The sequence below is a fragment of the Alteraurantiacibacter aquimixticola genome (assembly GCF_004965515.1).
Taxonomy (GTDB): Bacteria; Pseudomonadota; Alphaproteobacteria; order Sphingomonadales; family Sphingomonadaceae; genus Alteraurantiacibacter; species Alteraurantiacibacter aquimixticola.
Genome location: NZ_SSHH01000001.1, coordinates 256,152 through 277,576 on the forward strand (window position 1 = coordinate 256,152; position 21,425 = coordinate 277,576).

General features: G+C 63.9%; 14 protein-coding genes. 1 reads left to right on the forward strand and 13 read right to left on the reverse strand.

The window, feature by feature from the left end; translation table 11 throughout:
- Positions 1-26: 26 nt before the first annotated feature.
- From E5222_RS01120 to E5222_RS01145, 5 genes are all read right to left on the reverse strand, one after another.
- A complete protein-coding gene (locus E5222_RS01120) occupies positions 27-773 on the reverse strand; it encodes a DUF2334 domain-containing protein (RefSeq protein WP_136691718.1) in 747 nt (248 codons plus the stop codon).
- Positions 760-3,114: a TonB-dependent receptor gene (locus tag E5222_RS01125; protein WP_169053440.1), complete on the reverse strand. Its 2,355-nt coding sequence runs from the start codon at positions 3,112-3,114 to the stop codon at positions 760-762. The genes E5222_RS01120 and E5222_RS01125 overlap by 14 nt, the downstream gene beginning before the upstream one ends.
- Positions 3,115-3,116: 2 nt before the next feature.
- Positions 3,117-4,040, reverse strand: coding sequence for a FecR family protein (locus E5222_RS01135; protein ID WP_136691722.1), 924 nt, complete (start codon positions 4,038-4,040; stop codon positions 3,117-3,119).
- A gap of 34 nt (positions 4,041-4,074) precedes the next feature.
- Positions 4,075-4,596 (reverse strand): RNA polymerase sigma factor, encoded by a 522-nt coding sequence (locus tag E5222_RS01140; RefSeq protein WP_169053441.1) that lies wholly within the window; start codon positions 4,594-4,596, stop codon positions 4,075-4,077.
- A gap of 119 nt (positions 4,597-4,715) precedes the next feature.
- Positions 4,716-5,408 (reverse strand): hypothetical protein, encoded by a 693-nt coding sequence (locus tag E5222_RS01145; RefSeq protein WP_136691726.1) that lies wholly within the window; start codon positions 5,406-5,408, stop codon positions 4,716-4,718.
- Positions 5,409-5,681: 273 nt separating this feature from the next.
- Between E5222_RS01145 and E5222_RS01150 the strand changes: the two genes are divergently transcribed.
- Positions 5,682-6,653: an endonuclease/exonuclease/phosphatase family protein gene (locus E5222_RS01150; protein WP_246021562.1), complete on the forward strand. Its 972-nt coding sequence runs from the start codon at positions 5,682-5,684 to the stop codon at positions 6,651-6,653.
- Here E5222_RS01150 and E5222_RS01155 read toward each other — a convergent pair.
- The 8 genes from E5222_RS01155 to E5222_RS01190 form a co-directional block, all read right to left on the reverse strand.
- Positions 6,612-9,866, reverse strand: coding sequence for a PAS domain S-box protein (locus E5222_RS01155; protein ID WP_136691730.1), 3,255 nt, complete (start codon positions 9,864-9,866; stop codon positions 6,612-6,614). The two genes, E5222_RS01150 and E5222_RS01155, sit on opposite strands and share 42 nt — an antisense overlap.
- 13 nt (positions 9,867-9,879) lie before the next feature.
- Positions 9,880-11,307 carry a sigma-54-dependent transcriptional regulator gene (locus E5222_RS01160; RefSeq protein ID WP_211196069.1) on the reverse strand — a complete coding sequence of 476 codons (1,428 nt, stop codon included), beginning with the start codon at positions 11,305-11,307 and terminating at the stop codon, positions 9,880-9,882.
- A 346-nt stretch (positions 11,308-11,653) separates the two neighbouring features.
- Complete coding sequence (locus E5222_RS16365; RefSeq protein ID WP_169053442.1) at positions 11,654-11,974, reverse strand: Hpt domain-containing protein; 321 nt, start codon at positions 11,972-11,974, stop codon at positions 11,654-11,656.
- Positions 11,975-12,026: 52 nt separating this feature from the next.
- Positions 12,027-13,964: an ATP-binding protein gene (locus E5222_RS01170; protein WP_136691734.1), complete on the reverse strand. Its 1,938-nt coding sequence runs from the start codon at positions 13,962-13,964 to the stop codon at positions 12,027-12,029.
- 3 nt (positions 13,965-13,967) lie between these two features.
- Positions 13,968-14,531, reverse strand: a complete 564-nt coding sequence (locus E5222_RS01175) for a heme NO-binding domain-containing protein (protein ID WP_136691735.1) — start codon at positions 14,529-14,531, stop codon at positions 13,968-13,970.
- 170 nt (positions 14,532-14,701) lie between these two features.
- Positions 14,702-19,654: a DUF11 domain-containing protein gene (locus E5222_RS01180; RefSeq protein WP_211196070.1), complete on the reverse strand. Its 4,953-nt coding sequence runs from the start codon at positions 19,652-19,654 to the stop codon at positions 14,702-14,704.
- A 174-nt stretch (positions 19,655-19,828) separates the two neighbouring features.
- Positions 19,829-20,887 (reverse strand): DUF11 domain-containing protein, encoded by a 1,059-nt coding sequence (locus E5222_RS01185; RefSeq protein ID WP_246021496.1) that lies wholly within the window; start codon positions 20,885-20,887, stop codon positions 19,829-19,831.
- Positions 20,888-20,949: 62 nt separating this feature from the next.
- Complete coding sequence (locus tag E5222_RS01190) at positions 20,950-21,420, reverse strand: hypothetical protein (protein ID WP_136691738.1); 471 nt, start codon at positions 21,418-21,420, stop codon at positions 20,950-20,952.
- Positions 21,421-21,425: the final 5 nt, after the last annotated feature.

A 21,425-nucleotide genomic window follows, 5' to 3' on the forward strand; every position in this document is an offset into this window, starting at 1 on the left:
CGATACCCGCACTATGCCAGCGCTTGTCAGCCAGAGAGCTCCGCATAGCGCGCCGCGCGGCGGCGGGAGGCGAAATGGCCGAGCGTGCGCTCGATACTGGCGAGGATCGAGGCCTTGGACGTATCGCCCGGATGCGCCGCGACACGCACGGTCCTGAGCGGATTGAGCGCGTGCCGTGCGAGCGCGGCGAAGGCCAGCGATGAGGCGGTGCGCGCGCTCGACCGGCTGGCCCAGGTGACCACCGGCCCCCTGGCCAGCGTTTCGTCCGTCGCCGGGCGCCATACGCGCATATGGTCCTCGGCGAGCGTAAAGCCGCTTGTTCTGAGCGCCGCCCGTGCGCCTTCGCCATAGAGCCAGGCCGGGGCGATAAAACCGGCAACCGGGCCGCCGATAACATCCTCTATCAGCTTCCTGCCCCCATCCATGCGGCGCGCGGCCTCCTCGCGGGAGAGGCCGAGGAACTCGCCTTCGCCTGCGGTCATGTGTTTGGCCTTGAAGCTCGCCAGCCCGGCATGATCCGCAAGGTCCTTGTGGAACCAGCCATGCACGAACATCTCGACACCCTGCTCGGCCCATTGGCGCAGGCCCGCCGCGAAGGGCGTGCCCGGCCGCAGGGGGCTCTCCCCCCAATGATCGGGCACGACCAGCATGGCAAATCGCGGGCCGCCCAATTGCCGCGCGAAAAGCTCCGCCAGCGCGCCGACCTCGCGCTCGAAACGCGGGCCGACATCGTGGATGGAGGCGAGCAGCAGCTTGTCGTCAGAACTGCGCATCGACGCCCAGCCTTATCGTCCGCGGACGCAGCGGCGTGCGCTGCATTCCTTCAGCGACGAAGAACGGATTGCCAAAGGAGAAGCGATTGCTGCGCTCGTCGAGCACATTGTCGATGTCGAGCGAAATTCCCCAATCGCCCAGATCCAGGCGGGCTCCCAGCGCCGTGTCGTGATAACGGCCCTGCGGCAGCTCGAAGGGTTCGCCGATCGCCAGGAAGGACGGGCCGATATAGCCGACCGAACCGCTGACCGTGAGCTGCGCATCGCCCAGCCGCTGGTCGAACCGTGCCGAAAACCGCCAGCCCTCATCGGCGATGTTCGGCAGGTCTTCCTCGTTGAGGCCGGCGAATGCCGTGCTCGGCCGGTCGAGCTGGCTGGTTGTCAGGAAAGCCGATGCCTCCAATACCAGCGGATCGAAGGGCCGCCAGCCAAGGTCGATCGAGGAATAGCGCACGAAGCCCGAGCCGAGATTGGCGACATAGGGAAAGCCTTCGGGGGTGACGAGGTCGGCCTGGACCTCGTTCCAGCGTGAATAGGAATATTGCAGCCCGCCCCAGACGCGCGACTCCTCTCGGGCGCCGACACGCAGTCCGGCCTCGCTGGTGAACATCTCGTCGGCATCGAAAAGCGTGCCCGCCGCATCCTCACCAGCTCCGCTGACCCTGACGGAGCCGGGGCGATAGCCCTCACGGTAACGGGCATAGACGATGAGGCCGGAGAGGGGCGTCCAGGACAGCGCGGCCGTTGGCAGGAAGCGCGATTGGGATCGGCGCGATTCGATCTCCTGTTCGTCCGGGACGAATTCGACTTCATAGCTCGATCGCACCCATGAAAAGCGCCCGCCTGCGGTCAGCGAGAAATTATGCCATGGCCCGATCGTGGCCTCCCCGAAAAGGGCCGTGTCGACGGTGATCGACCGGACGATCGAGATGTCCGACGGATCGGCTGCGGCGCCGAAAGCGCGGGCCGCGCGGTCGTAATTGCCCGCGAGGGCGATGCCTGCAACCCAGCTCGAAACCGGGCCGAAGGATCCCGCCAGGCGCGTTTCATGAGCGAAGAGCGCGACATTGCGATCCTCGACATAGGCAAGCGGCTCCGCACTGCTGGCCGGCGTTGCATCGAAAACGGTATCGATGGCCTGCTGTGCGGCCGAAGTGGTCGATACCAGCTCCGCGAAGTCGAACTGCGCGCGCGCGGTGGCCCAGACGAGGAAGTAATTGCTGTCGAAAGGCTGGCCGATCGCCGAATGGCGGGTGAGGGCATCGGTGCCGCTATCGGTATATTGCCCGTCCTCGCTGCTGAGATCCTGCATCAGTGCACCGAACTCGAGATCGAGCGTGTCGTGCGGCTCGAGGCTCAGGCTGGCGCGCAGGCCGACGATATCCGTGCTGTTGATATCGGCAAGCCCGCGCTCCGGATCGTCGATATAACCCGGCCGATATGCGCGATAGGCGACGAGGCGTGCGGCCCCTGTACTACCAACGGGAAGGTTTCCCACCAGTGCCAGTTCTGCGCCGGGCTCATCCTGCGTGAGCGTGCCCGCCGCTACTCCCGCAAGCGAGGTCTCGCCCGGTTGCGGCGAACGCGGTGCGATGCGGATTACGCCGCCGAGCGATCCCGCACCGTAGAGCGTGCCCTGCGGGCCCTCGAGGACCTCAAACCGCTCGACATCATAGAGCATCAGGTCAGGATCGGGGCCGCTGTAATTGAGCCGGCTCTCGCCGAAATACTGGCTGATTGTCGCCTGCGTCTGTCCGTTGAAACTGCTGTCCGCCACACCACGGATAAAGATCTTGTTGCGGCCCTCCCCCAGGTCGGTGGAAGTAAGATTGGGCAATTCGCGCAGCAGTATGCCCGATCCGCCTCCGCCGAAGCGCAGCCCGTCGGCGGCATCGAACTGCGCCATATGGATGGTGCCGGGATAATCCTCCAGCAAGGCCTTCTGCTTGCTGGCGGTGACGACAATCGACACTGGAGGTGGCGGAGCGGGCGGGGGAGGTTCCGCCGGGCGAGGAGCTGGTGCCGGGGCGGGCGCCGGTGCCGGACGGGCTGTCAGGGTGATGACCGACTGCGCGCCGATGCGGAAATCATAGCCCGTCCCGCGCAGCAGCAGCCGCAAGCCTTCGCTCCGCGTATGGCGCCCGCTCAGTCCCCGCGTGCGCGCCCGCTGCAGCGCCGGATCGCTGACATCGACCGACATGCCTGCCTGTCGCGCAAAGCGAACAAGCGCGATGTCGAGCCTTCCTGCTGGAATCTCGAAGGCAATCCGCTCCTGTGCGGAGGCGGGTTGGGCGAAGGCGACGCATGCTATTCCGGTCGCAGCGAAGGCGAGTGCGCGCATCGTCAGGGCCGCAATGTCCAACCCGTTTCATCGCTATCGACGGTGACGCCCAACAGATCCTGCAACCGGCCCCGCAGCGCGGCGTCATCGCCCGTTGTCTGGATGACGCCCGAGAAGCTGCGTCCCTCAAGCTCCGGGTCGAGCGCGATGGCGATACCCGTGGACCGCTCGATATCCGCGGCAAGTTCGCCGATCGGCGTCGCATCGTAGACGAGCATTCCGTCCACCCAGCCGCCAATGGCTTCGACCGGGAGGGTGGAGACCTGGATATTGCCGTCGGCACCCAGCCGCATCGCTTCCCCGGCATCAAGCTCGACATTCCTGCCACCTTCATAGCGTACCGCGCCCTCGGCGACCGCGACGTGCAGTTCGCCATCCTCGCGCAGCACGTTGAAGACGGTTCCGATATCGACCAGCCGGTCTTCCCCAACCGTCACCACGAAGGGGGCGCTTGCGTCATGGACCACGGTGAAATGCGCTTCGCCGGCAACCAGTTCGGCAAAGCGCGCATCCTCGTGGTCGAGCACGATTTCGCTTCCGCCGTTGACGACAATCTGGCCGCCGTCAGAGAGCGCGATGGTCCGCGTTTCTCCGGGCGATGTCGCAACGACATAGCGATCGCTGCCCGAGGTCAGCAATTGCGCGGCCAGCATGGCGACGAGCACCAGCGAGGCGGCAATGGCAAGCCAGCGCCAGCCTTTGCTTGCCGGCGGCGGCCCCTCGTCATTCGCGGCTGCCGGATGCATATTGTCCGGAGCGGCGAAATTCGCTTCCTGGAGGATCGAGTCGAGGGCGGCGTCGCGCGCGGCCACCTCTTCATAGGCGGCGTTATGGGCCGGATCGCTCTCCAGCCACGCGGTGAATTCCTCCCATGCAGCTTCGTCGCCGTCGCGCAGGCGCAGGTGCCAGGCAAGCGCCTGCTCCATAGCTCCGTCGCCACCTGAACTCGGCTTATGCACTTCAGACTACCTCTTGGCCGGGCTCGTTCTCGAGTTCCTCACGCAGTTCCAAGAGCACATGATAGGCTTTCTGCAGGTGCTTTTCCACGGCGCTGAGGCTGATACCGAGTTCTGTGGCAATATGCTGTTGTGTCTGGCCATCGATGCGAAAGCGCCGGAGGATCTCCGCCCGGCGATCGGGCATGGCCGCAATTGCCGCATCGACCTGCGCCAGCAAGTGCCGGTCGATCGCGGTCCGCTCCGGCGAGGCAGCCGGATCATTGCGCAATTCGTGGCCGAAACTCGCCCGTGCCCAGGCGTCGTCTCGACGTTCCTGCCGCCGCTTGCCCCGGCGACGGTCGAGGATCAAATTGTTGGTCATCTGGTAGAGATAGGCGCGCGGATTGGCGACCGGTCCGGTCTTGCCGGTCGTCAGCTTGACAAAGAGATCCTGCAACAGGTCATCGATCTCGTCAGGGTCGCATTGCCGCGAAAGGGCAAAGCGCTTCAGGTCGCCATGCATTTCCAGAAGAAGCTGTTTCATACCGCCGACCCCACCCGTCCGCCAAGCTTCGGGCTGGCCACTATGTACCCAATTGGTCGCCAGCGTGACAGGGGGAGTGTTGTCCACATCATTTTGCAGGGAAAAGACAGTCCGGCTCATCAAAACATGGTCCTGAAACGCAATAGGGCCGTTGTCTCATTGCTGTTGAAGCGGCTTTCCGCACGTTCGAGCGCAAGACCGATCCTCGTATCCGTCGCGCCGGAGGATGCGGAGGCGGAATATTCCACCGCGATCCCGCGCCGTGCGAGCCCTTCGCCATTGTTCATCCGCTCGGCGAGATTGGCAATATTGCCGGGCGACCATCCCGCCCGGTCGAAGGCGCCTACCGCAAGCATGCGGTTGCCGCGATGCAATTCGAGCGACAGCGCCTGGCTGACGCCGCCCGTCCTGCCCGTCAGCAAGGCGGCGCGCGGATTTCCCCGGCGTTCGCGGGCGACTGCAAAGCGCATGCCGAGATCGAAGGAGTCGGTCAGCTTCATGCGGGCGGCAGCTTCGGCGTTGTAGGAGCGGAACCACTGGCCGCAGCCGCTGGCTCCGCAGCGCCGCTTTTCGCCCTGGCGCACGCGCTCGCCGCGTAAGCTGAACCTTCCGGCGCCCAGGTCCGCTTCAAGCGTGCGGCCGGCCACTTGCCGGCGCGAAGTACCGGCCATCGCCATGGCTGCGCCGGGAGCCGCGTAGCCTGTGTCTCGCGCGTCCTCGCGCTTCGTTTCCTGTGCCTGCGCGTCACAAGCGCTGCCGAGACCCGCAACGATCAGCGATGCCGTCAACATGCCCAGTACCGATCTACCCATAGCCAAACCCCGGTTCGTCCCTTGGTGACAGAGGCAAGACTCCGCGGGCCGCAGAATTCCGCACTTCGCAGCGAAGAGCTGCGGGATCGGCGCGTGCGAGGCGTCTCGTAGGCAGATGCAATTGCAGTGGGGACGACAATGCGCGGGCTGACATTCGCAGGCTGGGTGGCGATCGCCGCCATGCTCATGGCGCCGAGCATCCGCCAGCCACCTTTCGATCCCATGCCCTCGCTCCCGGTGGAGGTCCGGCAGGCATCTCCGGGATTCTCGGTGATGACCTACAACGTCAAGGGACTGCCCTGGCCCGCTGCCTCGGGCCGCGGCAACGCGCTGGCCGAAATCGGCGGGAGGCTGGCACAGATGCGTGCCAGCGGGAACGCGCCCGACGTGGTCTTGCTGCAGGAAGCATTTAGCGACGATGCGAAGGCGATCGGCGCTGCGGCAGGCTATCGCCATGTGATGTTGGGTCCGCAATCGGCGCCGGCAGGCGGTTTGCCGCCCCTGGGTCAGGCCTATGCTGCTTCGGCAAGACGGGACCGCGGCGAGGGGCTGGGCACCGTGCTGGATAGCGGACTTGTGATCCTGTCTGACTATCCGATTGTCCGCACCGATCGAATTGCCTTTCCGCAAGGTGCCTGTGCAGGGTTCGATTGCCTCGCTGCCAAGGGTGTGATGATCGCGTGGATCGCATTGCCCGGCTTCGACCGGCCGGTTGCATTCGCCAATACGCACCTCAATTCGCGTAGATCCACCCATGTTGCGCTTGAACGTGCGGATGCCGCCCATGGCTGGCAAATTCAGGAGCTGCAGCGCCTCATCGCGGGATCCGTCAGTCCGGCGACGCCGATTGTCTTCGGCGGTGATTTCAACGTTGGAAGGGTTGGCACGCGTATGGCCGGTTTCGCAGCTTCTCCACCGCTCGGAGAAAGCCAGAAAGACGCGATGGCGATGCTGCTGCCGAATGCCGAAGTGGATACCGGATCACGGGCGGAGGAAGCGAGCATTGTCCGCCGATACAAGGACATGATCCTCTTCAGGGATGATGATAGCGCCGGGAAACGCATAGTTCCGCAGCATGCTTTCGTGCCTTTCCCATATGCGACCGCGGGATCTCCGCTATCCGATCATGCAGGCTTCGTTGTCCGCTTCGCGTCAAGCAACGCTTCCCGCCCCGGATACCGAAGCCAGCCGGAAATCGTGCCCTCACTTGCTGGCGACAATTTCGCTGCTCAGGATGCCCGATGACACCTTTTCCATCGCTTTCTGCAGGTCCGCCAGCCGAACCGGCTTGCTGAGATGCGCCTGCATGCCTGCTTCCAGGCAACGCTGGACGTCTTCCTGATAGGCGTTGGCGGTGATCGCCACGATCGGCAGGCGTTCGCCACAAAGGCCCGACGCGCGGATCTCCCGCGTGGCGTCGAGGCCGTCGAGTTCCGGCATGAAAACATCCATCAGCACGATGTCGTAGGGTTTGTCCGAGCGGTCGGCCGAGAGCGCCTCGTCGACAGCGGCACGGCCATCGTTCACCAGCACGGCGTCGTGGCCAAGGCGCTTGAGCATGCCGTCGATGATGATGCAGTTGGTCTGGTTGTCCTCAGCAACGAGGACGCGCAGGGCCGGCTGTTCGCGGACCGTTGAGTTTTCTGGCGCGGCATCCTCTTCCGGCGCGGCTTCTTCTTCGGCTGCGCGGCATGGAAGCGACAGCGTGAAGGTCGTCCCGACGCCCTCTTCGCTCTCCAGCTCGAGCGTCCCTTCCATGGCTTCGGCAAGGCGCCGGGCGATGGGCAGGCCAAGGCCGGTTCCCACTGCAATGCTTCTTTCCGAATTTCGCACCTGGACGAATTCGTCGAACACCCCGGCCTGTGCCTCTTCGGCGATGCCTATGCCGGTGTCGGCCACGGCGATGACGAGGTTCTCACCCGCCACGTGTGCCGACACACGGACACCGCCTTCGTTCGTGAACTTCACCGCGTTGCCCACGAGGTTGGAAAGGATCTGGCGCAGACGCAAATCGTCGCCCATGATCCGGCGCGGAACATCGTCGTCCATCTCAAGCGCGAGCGTGAGGTGCTTCTGGGCGGCCACGGCTGTCATCACCTTCAACGCGCCTTCAAGCATCTCGCGCAGGTCGAGATTGCGATCGACCAGCTGCAGGCGCCCGGACTCGATCTTGGCAAGGTCGAGAATGTCGTTCAGCAACTTCATCATGGTGTCGCCGGAATCCGCGATAAGCTGCGCGTAATTGCGCGCCACCGGGTCCAGCTCGCGGTCCATGAGCAGTTCGGTGAGGCCGATCACTCCATTCATCGGCGTGCGGATTTCGTGGCTGAAATTGGCCAGGAAGCTGCTCTTCGCGTCGGCTGCATCTTCGGCCCTGCGCCGCGCCTCGGTCAGCTCGAGCTCCAGCTTTTTGCGGTCGGTCACATCGCGTATCGATGCCACGATTTCCGCAGGCTGGCCGTTGCGGTCGCGGGTCAGGCGCGTATTGGCTTCCAGCCATAGGTACTCGGCATCGGGGAATGCGGGGAGGTAGCGGTAAGTCACCGTCCGCTGCTCGCCTTCGCCTTGCACGAGAGTATCGAATGCTGACTGCAGCTTGTCGACATCTTCGGGATGGACGCTGTTCATCACTCTTCGGCCCACCACCGCCTGCGCGTCATGGCCGAGTACTTCCTTGATCGAGGGCGTGGCATAGAGACAGGTGCCCTCAAGGCTGACCCGCAGCACCACGTCGTTGATGTTTTGCGCCAGCACCCGCATTTCGCTGCTGGTCCGCGCGAGCTGTTCTTCGGTTTGCTTGCGCCGGGTAACGTCGGCTGCTGTCGCGATATAGCCTGTTCGCTGACCGGCCTTGTTGAATTCGCCGGTCACCACGACGACCATCCAGCGCTTCTGGTTGGAGGCGTCGCGAAACTCCATTTCGAACTGGTGGACGGAGCCCGGAGTCAGCGTGTTTTCGCGGATCTGTGCCCGCAGCATGTCGGCATCTACATGCAGGATATCGTACCAGAACTTGCCCAGCAGGGACTTCTCCGGCGCGAGCGCCAGGTATTCGAAGCGATTGTTTGCATAGGTGATTGCGCCATCGATATCGGATCGGACGATACCGACCGGCGCTGTATCGCACAGTTCGCGGAAACGCTGCTCGCTCGCCTTGAGCGCGCGCAGGTAATTGTGATCGTCCGTGCTGTCGCGGATCGTGCCGGTGGTACCGGCAAACTGGCCGCGCTCGTCCCTGACGGCGCGGATGCTCACGGCGATATCGCGAATCTCGCCGTCCTTGCGGGTGAAGCGCTGGTGCAGTTGCAGCTGGTCGCACTTTCCGCCGATCAGGTCCGGATAGATGGTCTTCGTCTTCGCCAGCTCGTCGGGGACCAGCAAACGGGTTGTTTTCCAGCCCATGCTTTCTTCGCAAGTATAACCCGTCACCTGCTCCCATGCCGGGTTGAGATAAGTCCAGCACCCTTCATGGTCGGTGCGGAAGACGATCTGCTGCATGTGGGAGATGATCTGGTCGGTATATTCGATGCTCTCTTCCAGCGAGTGTTCGAGCCTGCGCCGCAACTCGATCGTCGCTGCCACCGGCACGAGACAGGCGATCGCGACGAGGTAGATGGCCTGGATATAGCCGACCTGGAAAAACGGGTTCGCGACAGAGGCGGCGACCGGGCCGATGCTCGCGGCCGTCGCGCTGGAGGTGATGTAGATCGAGGCGATCAGGGCAATCGCGGTATCCCGGATACCCAGCCGCAACGCCACGAAGATCAGCGGCGGGGCGATGAGGAAGTGGAGAGTATGGCCGTCGGTCCACATCGTCAGTGCGTTCAGGGCCAAGGCGCCGAACAGGACGCCGACGCGCTCGGTGGTCCAGTCCCGCGGCATGCCGATCTCACAATCGGACAGGAAGCAGGTGATGATCGGGGCAGTCAGGAAGATGCCCAGGGCGAGGGGGAAGATGCTCCACTCCATCAATGAGAGTGTGAGGCCGACCTGATTTTCCTCCGCTCCCACAATCGGTGCAGGAGCCATCAAACTGGCGTCGAGCAGGAAATCGAAGCTTTGCAGGATGAAGAGCCCGACAAACGGGGCGACGAATATGGCTACAGCGGAAATGGCGAGCAGCGCCCGGACTTGCGTGAGGTCCATGCCGCTGGGCAGCAGCTTGCGCAGCAGCCATGCGCCGGCAAGGCATTGTGCCAATATGCCCACGCCCAAGAAGAGCGCGGCGGGAAGGGAGAAGCCGGTGAGGACAAGGGATGCGACGATCCCGAATGCCACGGCGCCCAAGAATTTCAGCCGTGTCTGACCATGCAAGTGGTAGAGGCCCATCAGCGCCATTCCCGGCGCCAGATAGGCAATCAGCAAAGTGCGATCCGTGATCGAGAAATAGTTCTCGGCGAAGCTGACGATGAAGGTCGCCAGCGCCAGCCATTGCCATTTTTCGGGTTTCCAGTTCACAATCCGATACCGTTCAATCCGCCACAGCCCAGCGTTCACGTTTGCGATACAGCGTCGAAGGGCTGACGCCCAGAGCCCTTGCCGCAGCAGGCAAGCTGCCGCCCGCACTGTCGATCGCCCCTTCGATCGCGATCCGCTCTACCTGTTCGAGCGTCAGGCCGTGAATGGCCGTGACGATATCGGCCGTCCGCGATGCGGGCCCATCGGCGACGCCGGGTTGTTCTGCCGGTTCTGGCAAGCTGGATGTCGGTGCCGCTATGTCTTCTGGGCCGGGCAGGTGAAAAGCGGTGCCCGGCAAATCGGGCCCGGCATGCATCACAGTCGCGCGGCGTACCACGTTCTGCAATTCGCGGACGTTGCCCGGCCAGGAATAGCGCGAAAGCCGGGCGAGCGTATCGGCGGCAAGCGGAGCGAAACTCTTGCCTTCCTCGCGGCCGAAGCGATCGAGGAAGTAGGCGGCAAGTTCAGCCACGTCGCCATGGCGTTCGCGCAGGGCTGGCAGGTGCAGGGGCACCACGGCGAGCCGGTAATAAAGGTCCTCGCGAAAACGGCCTTGCGCAACCTCGCGGCGGGGGTCGCGATTGGTCGCGCAGACGATCCGTACGTCGACATCCTCGACCCGGTTGGAACCGACGCGCTGCACGGTGCCGGTTTGCAGGAAGCGCAGAAGCTTCACCTGTAGCGGCAGCGCCATTTCGCAGATCTCGTCTAGGAACAGGGTTCCCTTGTGAGCGGCCTGCGCCGCACCGATCCGGTCGCCCACCGCGCCGGTAAAGGAGCCTTTCAAATGGCCGAACAGTTCGGACTCGAGCAGGTTTTCGGGAATAGCGCCGCAGTTGATGGCAACAAAGGGCCCCTTGCGGCGGCCGCTCTCGGCATGGATCGCCTCGGCGCATAATTCCTTGCCCGTACCGCTTTCGCCGGTCACGAAGACTGTCGCCTTGCTGCGCGCAACGCATTCGATCTGCCGGTAGACCTCGCGCATTTCGGGCGAATTGCCGATGAAATTGCCTGGCCTGTCGCCGTTGGCGGCATCCTCTCCGGCAGCGCCTTCTGCTTCGTCATCGGCCTGACCGAGTTCGACGGCGCTGGTGATGACCGACACGAGCCGTGGGCCGGAAACCGGTTTGACAAGGAAGTCGAAGGATCCCAGCCGCATGGCATCGACCGCACGTGACAGGGAAGCGTCCGCGGTTGCCACCACGATCGGGAACTTGCGCAAGAGCTCTGGCCTATCACGCAAGAGCTGCAGCCCGTCCGTGTCCGGCAATTGCAGGTCGAGCAGCATGGCAGCGAAATCGCCGTCCTTGGCGATCGTTTCCAATGCGGCTGCGCCGGTATCGGCAATAACGGCCTCGAAGCCTGCCTTCTCCAGATGTGCTGCATAGGCCATCGAAAGAGACGGCACGTCTTCGACAATCAAGATGCGTGTGCGGCTCATTGGGCTCTCGCAAAATTACCTACTGCTTCGGAAGCTTTTGGTCAGACGCGCGATCTATGCCAATCTACGCTTCACTGGTAATTACCCCATTTGTATCATGAATGTTTGCAGGCTGCATATGCGACTTTAGTATTATGCAAAGATCGAGATCCGCCTATTTGCAAAATGCAATGAGTGTGGATCTTTTTGCATAGTGCAACATGGGGCTGCGGAATTGGCACGGTGCTTGCGCAATGGTCTCCGAACACTTGGAGTCCATCATGCAGCCGAAGCACATTCTTTCCCTTCTTGGCTGTGCGAGCCTGACGGGCGCCTGCGCCACGATGGAGGCGCCGCAGGCATTGCTTCACGCGTGGCAGGCAGTTGCCCTGATAGCGGTGATGGTCTGTTCGAGGCAGGCTTTCAGCGCCGCCTGCTCGGCATCGCCGGAAAGCTCGCCTTCGGCCAATGCCATCAGCTCGCTGGCACCGAAATTGCCGCACAGCCCTTTCAGCGAGTGTCGCGCACGGCTGGCTTTTTCCTTATCGCCCTGCTGCCAGGCAGTAATCAGGGCTTTGCTCCATTCGCGCAGGTCGGCTTCCATGGCTTCGACAAGCATGGCCGCGGTTTCGGCATCGAGTGCGCCGAATTGCTCCCGCACGAGCTGTTGGTCGATGAGTTCGGCCATGGTGAAACCCCATTTGAAGCGACGGAAGTTGAAGCGAGCAACCCGCGAAGGGTCAATAGGACGTGGCCAGTCCGTCGGTGAGCTTCTGGCGCAGGTCTTCAGACACGATCGGCTTGCTGGCGCAGGCATTCGCGCCCGCCTCGACCATGGGGGCCAGTTCCTCGTCGCGGGCATAGGCGGTCAGCGCGATGATCGGGATCCTGCCCTTCTCCTCGGGCAGCTCGCGAATGGCACGGGTGGCCGTGGCGCCGTCCATGACCGGCATGGCCATGTCCATCAGGACGATGTCGTAATCGCCCGCTTCCACCTCGTAGAGAGCATCGCGTCCATTGCCGACGATCGTCGCCTCGCAGCCGAATTTCTTCAGCATGCCTTTCACGACGATCTGGTTGGTGGTCAAATCCTCGGCCACCAGCACGCGCGGCGTCCTGCCGCCGCGGCCCTTGAGTTCGTCGACGATGGGGTTGGCCATATGCAAAGGCGGCATGATGGGATTGCAGGGAAGTTCGAACCAGAAGCAACTGCCGATATCGGCCGAGTCCACCCCGATTTCGCCCCCCATCACTTCCGCGATGCGGCGGCAAATCGCCAAGCCCAGGCCGGCACCGCCAGCCTGGCTGCCCGGCATGTGCAGCTGGCCGAATTCCTCGAACAGGTCCTTGCGCCGCTCCGGCGGAACGCCGACGCCGGAATCTATGATTTCCACTCGCAGCCGGCCGGACGGCAAATAGTCCAACGACAGCAGGATGCCGCCTTCATTGGTGTATTTGATCGCATTGCTCAGCAAATTGTCGAGCAGCTGGTTCAGCCGCACCATGTCGATCATGATCCATGACGGCACTTGCGGCGTGACCTTGGTTTCCAGCACCAGCTGCTTTTCCAGCGCGCCGCAGCGCCAGAACTCCGCCCGCTGTTCGATCAGCGAGAGAAGCTGGGTCGGCTGCGGATGCAGGTCGAAGCGTCCCGCCTCGGCGCGGGCGAGGTCGATAATATCGTTGAGCAGGACGCGTAGTTGCTCGCCGCTATTGCGTGCTAGCTCGAGCGAACGCCTCTGCTCGCTGGTCAGCCCTTCCTCTTCCAGCAGGCTCATCATGCCGACAATTCCGTTGAGAGGCGTGCGGATATCGTGGCTCATCATGGCGAGGAAGCGGGACTTGGCATCGCTGGCGCGTTCGGCTTCCTCGCGGGCATCCGACAATTCCCGGTTCAGGCGTTCAAGCTCGCCAAGCCGGGAAAGGTCGCGTGCGCGCAGCGCCTCGGTTTCCTGCTCTGAGCGGATTCTCTGGGTGATGTCCTGGATCGTCGCAAACAGCATGGAGGCACGGCAACGATGGTCGAATTCGATCTGGGCGATCACGCGCACCCAGCGCGGCCCTTCATCACCTCTCGGGGATAGCCGTACCTCGATGTGCTGGCCTTCGCCCATGCAGGTCTTGTGCTGGTCGATCAGGTCGGCCAGGCGCGGCTTGCTGACCAGCTTGGAGATATGCCGGGCGTCGCCATCGGCCGGGGGCCGCAGGCTGGGGCATGTGGCGCATTTCCCCTGCCGGGCGGTCCCGAACAGTTCCTTCATCCAGCGGAACAGCTGGTCGCGGTCTTCCTGCACGACGCGGCGGAGGTGCGCGCGATAGGATTGCGCTTCCTCCTCGCTGGCGAACCCGACCAGTTCCTTCGCATTGTCGGAGATCTCCACCCGCTTGCTGCGCAGGTCGATCGTCAGCGTTCCGAAACCGGCGACCTTTTGCGCTTCCAGCAATTGCCGGTGGCGGCGTTCAAGACTGGCGGCGAGATCCGCCTTGCGCAGTTCAAGCTGGTTGTTGGCTTCGGCCAGCGTGCGGCTTCTTTCCTCGAGCAGGTTCTCGGCAGCCGCGCGTGCGGCAAATTCGCGGGCCAGGCGCCGTTCGAGCAGGGCGACCTGCTCCTCGGGCGCAAGCGGCTCCAGCACCACTCCAGTGGTCACATTGAAACTGTCACGCGGGCTACCGGACATGGCTCAGACCTTGTGGCCCAGCGCCTGGTTACCGGGTTCGCGAATGAAGAAGCGCGCGGCGTGCGGGCCTTCGTCGTTGGGGTCGCGCACCACTTCAAGCCGATGGTCGAAATAGTCCAGGTAGCCGCGAACCAGCCCAAGCGCGACGTCGGCAAAGGGGCGGTGCGAGGAATAGCTGACGATCAGCTCCTCGCCCTCGACCACCGCCACGATGGTGGGCGTGCGCGCGCCGGGATAGAGCTTTGCCACTTCCTGGTGGTGATTGGCATCGACATCGCGCAGGAAGTTGACCGCGTCGGTATAGCCTTCGAACATCTGCGGATAGAGTTCGACGAAGCGGAAGGCGAGCCAATAGCCATAGGCATTGGCGAGCTCCGGCACCGGCTTGTCGACAATCTTGCTCAGCGCGCCAATCAGCTCGAGCGCTTCCTCATGCGGATAGGAGCCGACCGAGGTGTAGACGCCATTGCGCGCAAGGCCGGACTGCGTGATCATCGCATCGGCCGTCGCAGGCGAAAATGCCTGCTCGACCCAACGTTGCAGTTCGGCGAAAATCACGCCTTTCATGATAGATTCTCCGAGTTTCCGGTCGTGACGCAGCAATTGTCGTGCCAAAGACCGGCTCTGAAGCAATACAAGAAGTTACCGCCTTTTGGCCGTAGTTCTTTTGCAGAATGCGAAGGATATTTCGCATTTTGCAAAAGGTGTTCGTGATCTGCAAAATTCGACACGGCCAGTCACTGCCCCAGCCCCAGGAAGCCGAAGCTGCCTGCGTCGAACTTGATCTTTCCGCTGACATAGAGGCCTTCATTCGTGTGCCGCAGGGACGAGAAGTCGGGATCGCGGAAGCCGGTGATGTTGTAGCCGAGCGTGATCAGCACATCGTCGGTCGGGGTGAAGCCGATATTGGGGCCGATGGCGTAGCGGACATAGCCGTCGCTGACGCTGGCGCGCGCGGTGGCGATCGCGCCGATCTCGAACCGCTCGCCCAGACCGATGCGGGCATCGAGGCCGGCCAGCAGGGTCCATGCGGAAATGTCGTAGCCGGCGATCTCGTCGAAGCTGTAGCGGCTGCCGAGGAACAGGCCGAATTCGGAGCGGCGCAGGAATTGCTGATCGCGCGGCGACCAGTTGACCGAGGCGCTGCCGATCAGGCGGCGCGAGATGGCATCGCCATCTACGTTGAAGATCGTATTGCCGACCGTGCCCGTATTGCCGGCCACGGCGCCCGAGACCTTGTCGCTGCGGAACTGCGCCTTGGCGAGCCATGCGATGCTGGAGCTGTCCGGGCGGCTGGCGGCGACGAGCGAGCCGTCGAAGACTTCGCTGGTCGCACCGTCGATCCCCTTGGCCGAGGTCCAGGTAAAGCCCGAGCCGAGCATGCTGCCTTCGCCGATCTGGCGGATCGCGCCGAAGGTCAGCCCGCGGCGGTTGGCGAATTCGCCGCCGCGCCATTCGCCGCGGCCGGTCACCGCCCAGCGGTCGCGGCGATAGGTGGCGCCCAGCGTGATCGCGGTGAAGTCCTCTGCCAGCGTGCCGTTCTGCCCCAGCTGGCCGCCACTCGCCGCAGGATGGGCGGGGTTCACCAGGTTGCCCTCGGCAATGCTTCCGCCGATCGTGCGGTTGTGATCGACAGTGGCGTCGACGGTCAGGTGCTCGTTCAGCTGCAGCGACTGGGCGAGGCCGAAGGCAGCGAAGGCGCGCTTGCCATATTCGGTGATCTCTTCCTGGCCCAGCGAGCCGATCATCCGGGCGCCATCCCAAGGAGTAAGCTCCAGCCCGACGCGTGCCGTGCGCGCATCCACTGCATCGCCGTTGGCGATTTCGTAGCTGCCGATGGCGCGAACATCGCTGGTGATCGCATAGCGCGCACCGATGCGATGGCGCACGGGCAGGTCGACAGATCCGGTTTCGCCCAGCGCGATGCTCGACAGTGCGCTCAGTTCCAGCTTGTTGCCGAACAGGCGCTGGGTTGCACCACCTTCGAGCACGGTCGAGGAGGCATCGGAGCCGTCCGACAGCGTGTCGGCAAAATGCGTCAGGCCCAGCAGCAGGTCGGTATCGCCGGTACGATATTCGCCGCGGAGCTGCAGGGCGCGGCGGGCATTGGCGCCGTCCAGCGCATTGTCGAGCCAGCCGCTGGCAGTGACCGACATGTTCTCGGACAGGGCATAGCGGGCATCCACGCCGACCTTGCGGCGGCCACGCTCGGCCAGGTTTTGCTGGCCCACGCCGAAGTTGCCGGAGACGGAACGGGCATAGGCCAGCAGGTCGAGATTGCCGTCGTGATGCTCGACTTCCACCAGCCAGGCTTCGCCGCTTTCGTCGCCCGAGCGGCTGATCGCGGCTTCGGCGCGGATCTCGGTATTCTCGCCGATGCGGGCCTGCACATCGACAGCGGCCAGGTTGGCGCGTTCTTCGCGGCCCTTCTCGCTGATAACGGTGGTGCCGACGCGGAGGTTGCCGTCGGCGGTGGTGTAGTCGGCGCGCAGGCCGGCATTGAGCTCGCCTTCGCCCAGTTCGTCGACTTCGTAATCGATCACGATGAATTGCGGATTGCCCGCCGGGTCGCGGCTCAGCACCGGCTCGCTGAAACGGATCGTGCCGCTCAGCAGGTCGATATCGTAGTCCACGAAGCGGGTCAGCTGGCGGGTCGAGACGATCAGTTCGGAGCGCAGGCGGTCGCGCACTTCGATCACCACACGCTCGCTATTGGCGATGATCGCGCGGCTGGACAGCTGGTAGGGGCCCGACAGGCCTTCGCCCTGGATCTCGTCGCGGCGATATGTGCTGCCGGTTTCGGCGGCGAAGGCTTCGACATGCAGGCCGCCGGTCTGCAGCTCGGCCTTCACGCCGGTCATGGTGCGGTTGTAACGGGCGAGCTGCGTCTGGTCGAAGCCGGTGACGAAGTCGCCATAGAGCGCATAGAAGGCTGCAGTCTCGATACGGACATAGAGCTTTTCGCGGCTGGCGGCATCGAAGCGGCGCGTGGAGCCATCTGCAAACACGGTGTAGTAAGCCTGCGGATCGATCTGGCCGAGCAACGGCTGGTCATCGCTCTGCTTCGCGCTGTCATAGGCGGCGGTGAGCAGGAAGCGGCCCAGCACGCGGCCCTTGGCATAGAGCGCGACGCGCGCATTATCGCCAAGGTCGCTGTCGAACGTGCCGGTGCGCTGCATGTTGTCGGCAATATTCTGCGAGCCGACCGACCCTTCGACCAGGCCGACAATGGTCCATTCCATGTCGCCGGGGACGATCCATGCATCCAGCTGCTGCTGGCGGGAGAAGTCCTTGTCGACGAAGGCGAAATCGAGCGTCAGCTTGCCGCTCACCATGGTCGGGGCAAGCTCGATCAGGGCAATGCCGTCATCGCCTTCCACCCGCCATACGGGGCGGTTGCGGTTAAGGCCCGACAGCATGCGCGACTGCATGGCGTCGAGAGCCTGCGCGCTTTCGTAAGGCTGGCTGAGGCCGAATTCGCCGGTGATGCCTGCATGGACGGGGCGGCCATTGCTATCGGTGATGCGCACGGCGACCACCGGACGGGTCGTGCCGTCGGCAACAAGCTGCGAGCGCGCCTCGAGCAATTCCACCCGTGCCGGGCGGTTGGCGAAGAACACGTCGCGCGTCAGCGTTTCGGCGACGGAGCCATCGGCGTTGCGGATTTCCGCGCGCAGCTGCAGCACTTCGCCCTCGATATGGATGCCGCGCCATGCGCTCACGCCGAAAGCGCGGCCGGTGGCGTAGTCGGTGCCTTCGAAAGTCAGAGGATCGACCGGAGCGCCATTGGCGGTCAGCGCGATGGTCTGGTCTCCGCGATGGCGGATGGCGACACGCACGGCGGGTGCGCGGGGATTGTGGTCGATGGCGGGGAAGAGGAACTCGTTCGCTCCATCACCCAGCGCGATCCAGTCCGTTTCGCTGCCGGCAGCGGCGGTATCGGAGAGCAGGGTGCTCTCCTCGGCGGCGGCAGAAGCAGCCTCTTCCACTGCTGCGGCCTGCGGGATGATCGCATGGAAGTCGGCGACGGCGAGGCTGCCGCCCTGGCCGGTGATGAAGCGCGAATTGTCCTTGCCGGCGGAGCGGGTGGAGCGGGCGCAGTCCACCAGCTCGCCGCCTTCGGGCAGGGTGCGCTCGGCAATCTGCACCACGTGAGTGCCGGGGATCAGGCCTTCGAAGTGATAGCGTCCATCGGCATCGGTGATGGCAAAGCTGCCGTCTTCCAGCATCACGCGCACGCCGGGGATGCCGGGGCGCGGACCTTCCACGGCGCAGTCGCCTGCGGAGATGCGCCCGATCAGCGTCATGCGCCCGGCAATGGACTCACGTGCAATGCGCAGGTTTGCCTGGGCGCGGCTGGCATTGCCGAAGATGTCGGTTGCCTCGGCCACGTTCACCGCATCGCCGGGAGGGGCATCGGGCAGTACGATCATCGCATAGGTCACGGTAGCGGTCGCGCCCGCATCGATCTTGTCGAAGGCCAGCGTCAGCATGCCGCCATCCTGTGCGATGGTCAGGGCATCGCCTTCCACCGGCTCGCCATCGATGCGGATCGAGTCGGAGCGCAGGCGCAGCCAGCGGGACGGGCGGTCGACCAGCGTCACATTGCGCTTCGCCCGCGAGGGATCGAGATTGCGCACGGTGACGGTGTAGATCACCGGATCGCCGGGTTCGGCCACCTCGCGCGAGGCGACCTTGCTCAACCCCACGGCTAGCGTCGGACGGTCGAGCGGTATGTCGATGCGCATCGCATCGGGCGCGGTGACAAGGAAGGATCCGCCATAGGAGCCGTCGCGGATGACCAGCGGCGTCCCATTGGGCCGCGTCAGTTCGGCAAGCTCTCCCGGCGAGACGATGGACGGCGCGGAATAGGGATCGGGCGGCGATACTTCGATGCGGTAATTGGCTTCGGGCACCAGCGGGAAGAGATACTCGCCCGGGGCCAACGTATAGATGTTGCCCGCGCCGTCGGTCACCACGCTGCCGGTCACGACAGTGGAAGGCCAGGGTGTCACGCCGTCATGGGCGAAGACAGTTGCGGGCAGGCCGGTGTCGACATTGATCAGCGTCACCACGGCGCCGTCCACGGCTTCGCCGGTCTCGCTGTCGAAGACATAGCCATAGGGATCGACCAGCGCACTCACCACGACCGAACCCAGCGGGCTGTTGTTGCGCTGGTCCCGAACTTCGACGGTGATGTGTTCGAGCGGGACGAGGCTCAGCGTGCAATCGTCATGTACGGCGGGCATCGGGATCGGGCCGGTGGGGATGGAACCCATGAAGATGCCGGTGTCGGGACCGGTCTCGCCGACCACGATCTCTTCGCGATCGCCGCTTTCGGTGGTGATGACAAAGGTCAGCAGATCGACCGCGTCGGGGTCGCGATTGGCGAAAGCGGCCTCGACGCCGACGATCAGGTCTTCGCCGATGCGGATTTTGCTGGTCGGGCTGATCTTGCGGATCTGCGAGGCGTGATCGCTGGAAGAACCGGCCGATGCGGGGGTGAGGGTTGCGCCGTTGCCGGATCCGCAGCGGGCGGCGGGCATCGTCAAGCTGAGCTTGGAATTGCCGTCCAGGTGATAGGTGGTGATCGCGACCGGCTTCGAAACGATCGGGATGGAAACTTCGTTGGAGATGGCGCGGACCGGCGTGTCACCCGCCATCCAATGCGCTTCTGCGATATTGCGCACTTCCTGGGCCTGGACAGTGCCCGCGCCAAGCGACATCGCCAATGCGGCGACTATCGTAGCTTTAGCGAGGAGGCGGCCCAGAAACACGGCAAGTCCTTTAGGTGAAGGAAGATGGCGATGGCCGGAGCAGGGGTAGGAGGTGGTGGAGCCCCGGCCATCGCAGTTGCGCTTCGATCAGTTGATCGTCGCGTTGAACACGAGCGTGCGCGTATCGCCGGCCGAAAGGGTCGGGATCGTGCCGCTCACTGTTGTGGTCCCCCCGTCATAGGAACCGGTGGTCGTACCTGCATTGCAGGTGCCGTCGCCATTCACGGTTCCGTCGACGAAAGCGGTGCTGGTGACATAGGTCACGTCGCCAGGAACAGGGTCGGTCAGGGTCACATTGGTCGCATCGGCGCCGCCGGCGGCGTTGCTGACCTTGATGCAGTACTGCACCGTTGCGCCAGGAATTGCCTTGGGATCGGTGGTCCCGTTGACGGGATCGCTCAGGACCAGGCTTTCCTTGGTCACGCTCACCAGCGCGGCAAGGACGCTCCAGTCGTCGCCGGCCGAATGGGTGCCGTCATACTGGACGTCGGTTTCGCCCGCCGCATCGGCAAAGACGGTGTCTTCACCAGCCGTGTCGCCACCGGTGGTTTCGACGATCGTTGCGCCCTGGCTGCCGGCAGTGCCACCTTCGGCCGCTGTACCGGTCAGGACCACGCCCGCGACATCGCCGGTCTCCTGCGAGATCGGAATGTCGCCGATCACGAAGACGGTCGCCGTGGTATCGGCTGCCAGCTCATCGATATAGCTGACCTGCGTGTCGGTCGCCGGATCGAAGATGCCGTCGCCGTTATCAACCCAGATCTGCAGGTTGGTCACGTCGAAATTGTCCGTGCCGCCCTGTTCGGCGGTGCCGCCGACAAGCTGCGCGGCAGTCAGCGCGACGTCCATCACGTCGTTCGACAGGTTGGTGACAGTGAACGTGGTCACCGTCTGCGTCTCACCCGGTGAAACCGTGGTGGTGACGGCATCCGACTGGTCAACGAGAAGGTCGATCTTGCGGTCGACCACGAAGGTGTCGGACGCGGTTTCCGCGGTCTGGGCAATGCCCCCGACCTGGTAGTTCACGGTCACCGTATTGGTGATCGAGGTGCCAGCTTCCGTGCCTGCGGCATAGGAGGGGCTGACGCTGAGAGCCGTGAGCGCGACCGCGCTCACCGCACCCAGCATTCTGCTGGTGCGTGTCACTTTTCAGTTCCTTTCTACTGTTGCCCGCCAATCCTGCCCGCGGGCCGGGCGTTACCCCCGCGTCAGCGGACGATTGCGTTGTAGGTCAGCGACCCGTTCTCGCCTGCGGCGATCATGGGAAGGACCCAGCGAATATGGGTGACGTCGGATGCCGTGGCGGCGCGTACCGCGCCGTCGGTCCCGGCGATGGTGAGGTCGGCAAGCCGCCCCCAGCTCTGTCCGCCATCAACCGAAACATCGAGCTCGGCCGCCGATTCCGGCGCGACGGTAACTGCTGCCGGTACCGGGTTGGTGACCACGAACTGTTCGACATCCTGGCTGGTCGTGTTGTCGTAATCGGTGCTGAAGACGAGCTTGTCTCCGGGCACCACCCGATCGGGCGCCTGGTAGACGATGCGGCTTTCGCCGTTTTCAACCACGGTGCGTTCGACAAGGACATTGCCTGTCAGCGACACAACGTCCTCCGCCTGCGCCGGCACGGCCGTTGCAAGGGCGAAGATGGCGAAGAGGGATGCGAAGCGCTTGGTTTTCATGATGG

Excerpts from the sequence above, each read along its gene's own strand:
- E5222_RS01145 (WP_136691726.1), bottom strand. The coding sequence starts at position 5,408 with ATGGGTAGATCGGTACTGGGCATGTTGACGGCATCGCTGATCGTTGCG.
- E5222_RS01150 (WP_246021562.1), top strand. The coding sequence starts at position 5,682 with ATGACCTACAACGTCAAGGGACTGCCCTGGCCCGCTGCCTCGGGCCGC.
- E5222_RS01135 (WP_136691722.1), bottom strand. The coding sequence starts at position 4,040 with ATGGAGCAGGCGCTTGCCTGGCACCTGCGCCTGCGCGACGGCGACGAA.
- E5222_RS01170 (WP_136691734.1), bottom strand. The coding sequence starts at position 13,964 with ATGTCCGGTAGCCCGCGTGACAGTTTCAATGTGACCACTGGAGTGGTG.
- E5222_RS01160 (WP_211196069.1), bottom strand. The coding sequence starts at position 11,307 with ATGAGCCGCACACGCATCTTGATTGTCGAAGACGTGCCGTCTCTTTCG.
- E5222_RS16365 (WP_169053442.1), bottom strand. The coding sequence starts at position 11,974 with ATGGCCGAACTCATCGACCAACAGCTCGTGCGGGAGCAATTCGGCGCA.
- E5222_RS01125 (WP_169053440.1), bottom strand. The coding sequence starts at position 3,114 with ATGCGCGCACTCGCCTTCGCTGCGACCGGAATAGCATGCGTCGCCTTC.
- E5222_RS01120 (WP_136691718.1), bottom strand. The coding sequence starts at position 773 with ATGCGCAGTTCTGACGACAAGCTGCTGCTCGCCTCCATCCACGATGTC.
- E5222_RS01190 (WP_136691738.1), bottom strand. The coding sequence starts at position 21,420 with ATGAAAACCAAGCGCTTCGCATCCCTCTTCGCCATCTTCGCCCTTGCA.
- E5222_RS01140 (WP_169053441.1), bottom strand. The coding sequence starts at position 4,596 with ATGAAACAGCTTCTTCTGGAAATGCATGGCGACCTGAAGCGCTTTGCC.
- E5222_RS01175 (WP_136691735.1), bottom strand. The coding sequence starts at position 14,531 with ATGAAAGGCGTGATTTTCGCCGAACTGCAACGTTGGGTCGAGCAGGCA.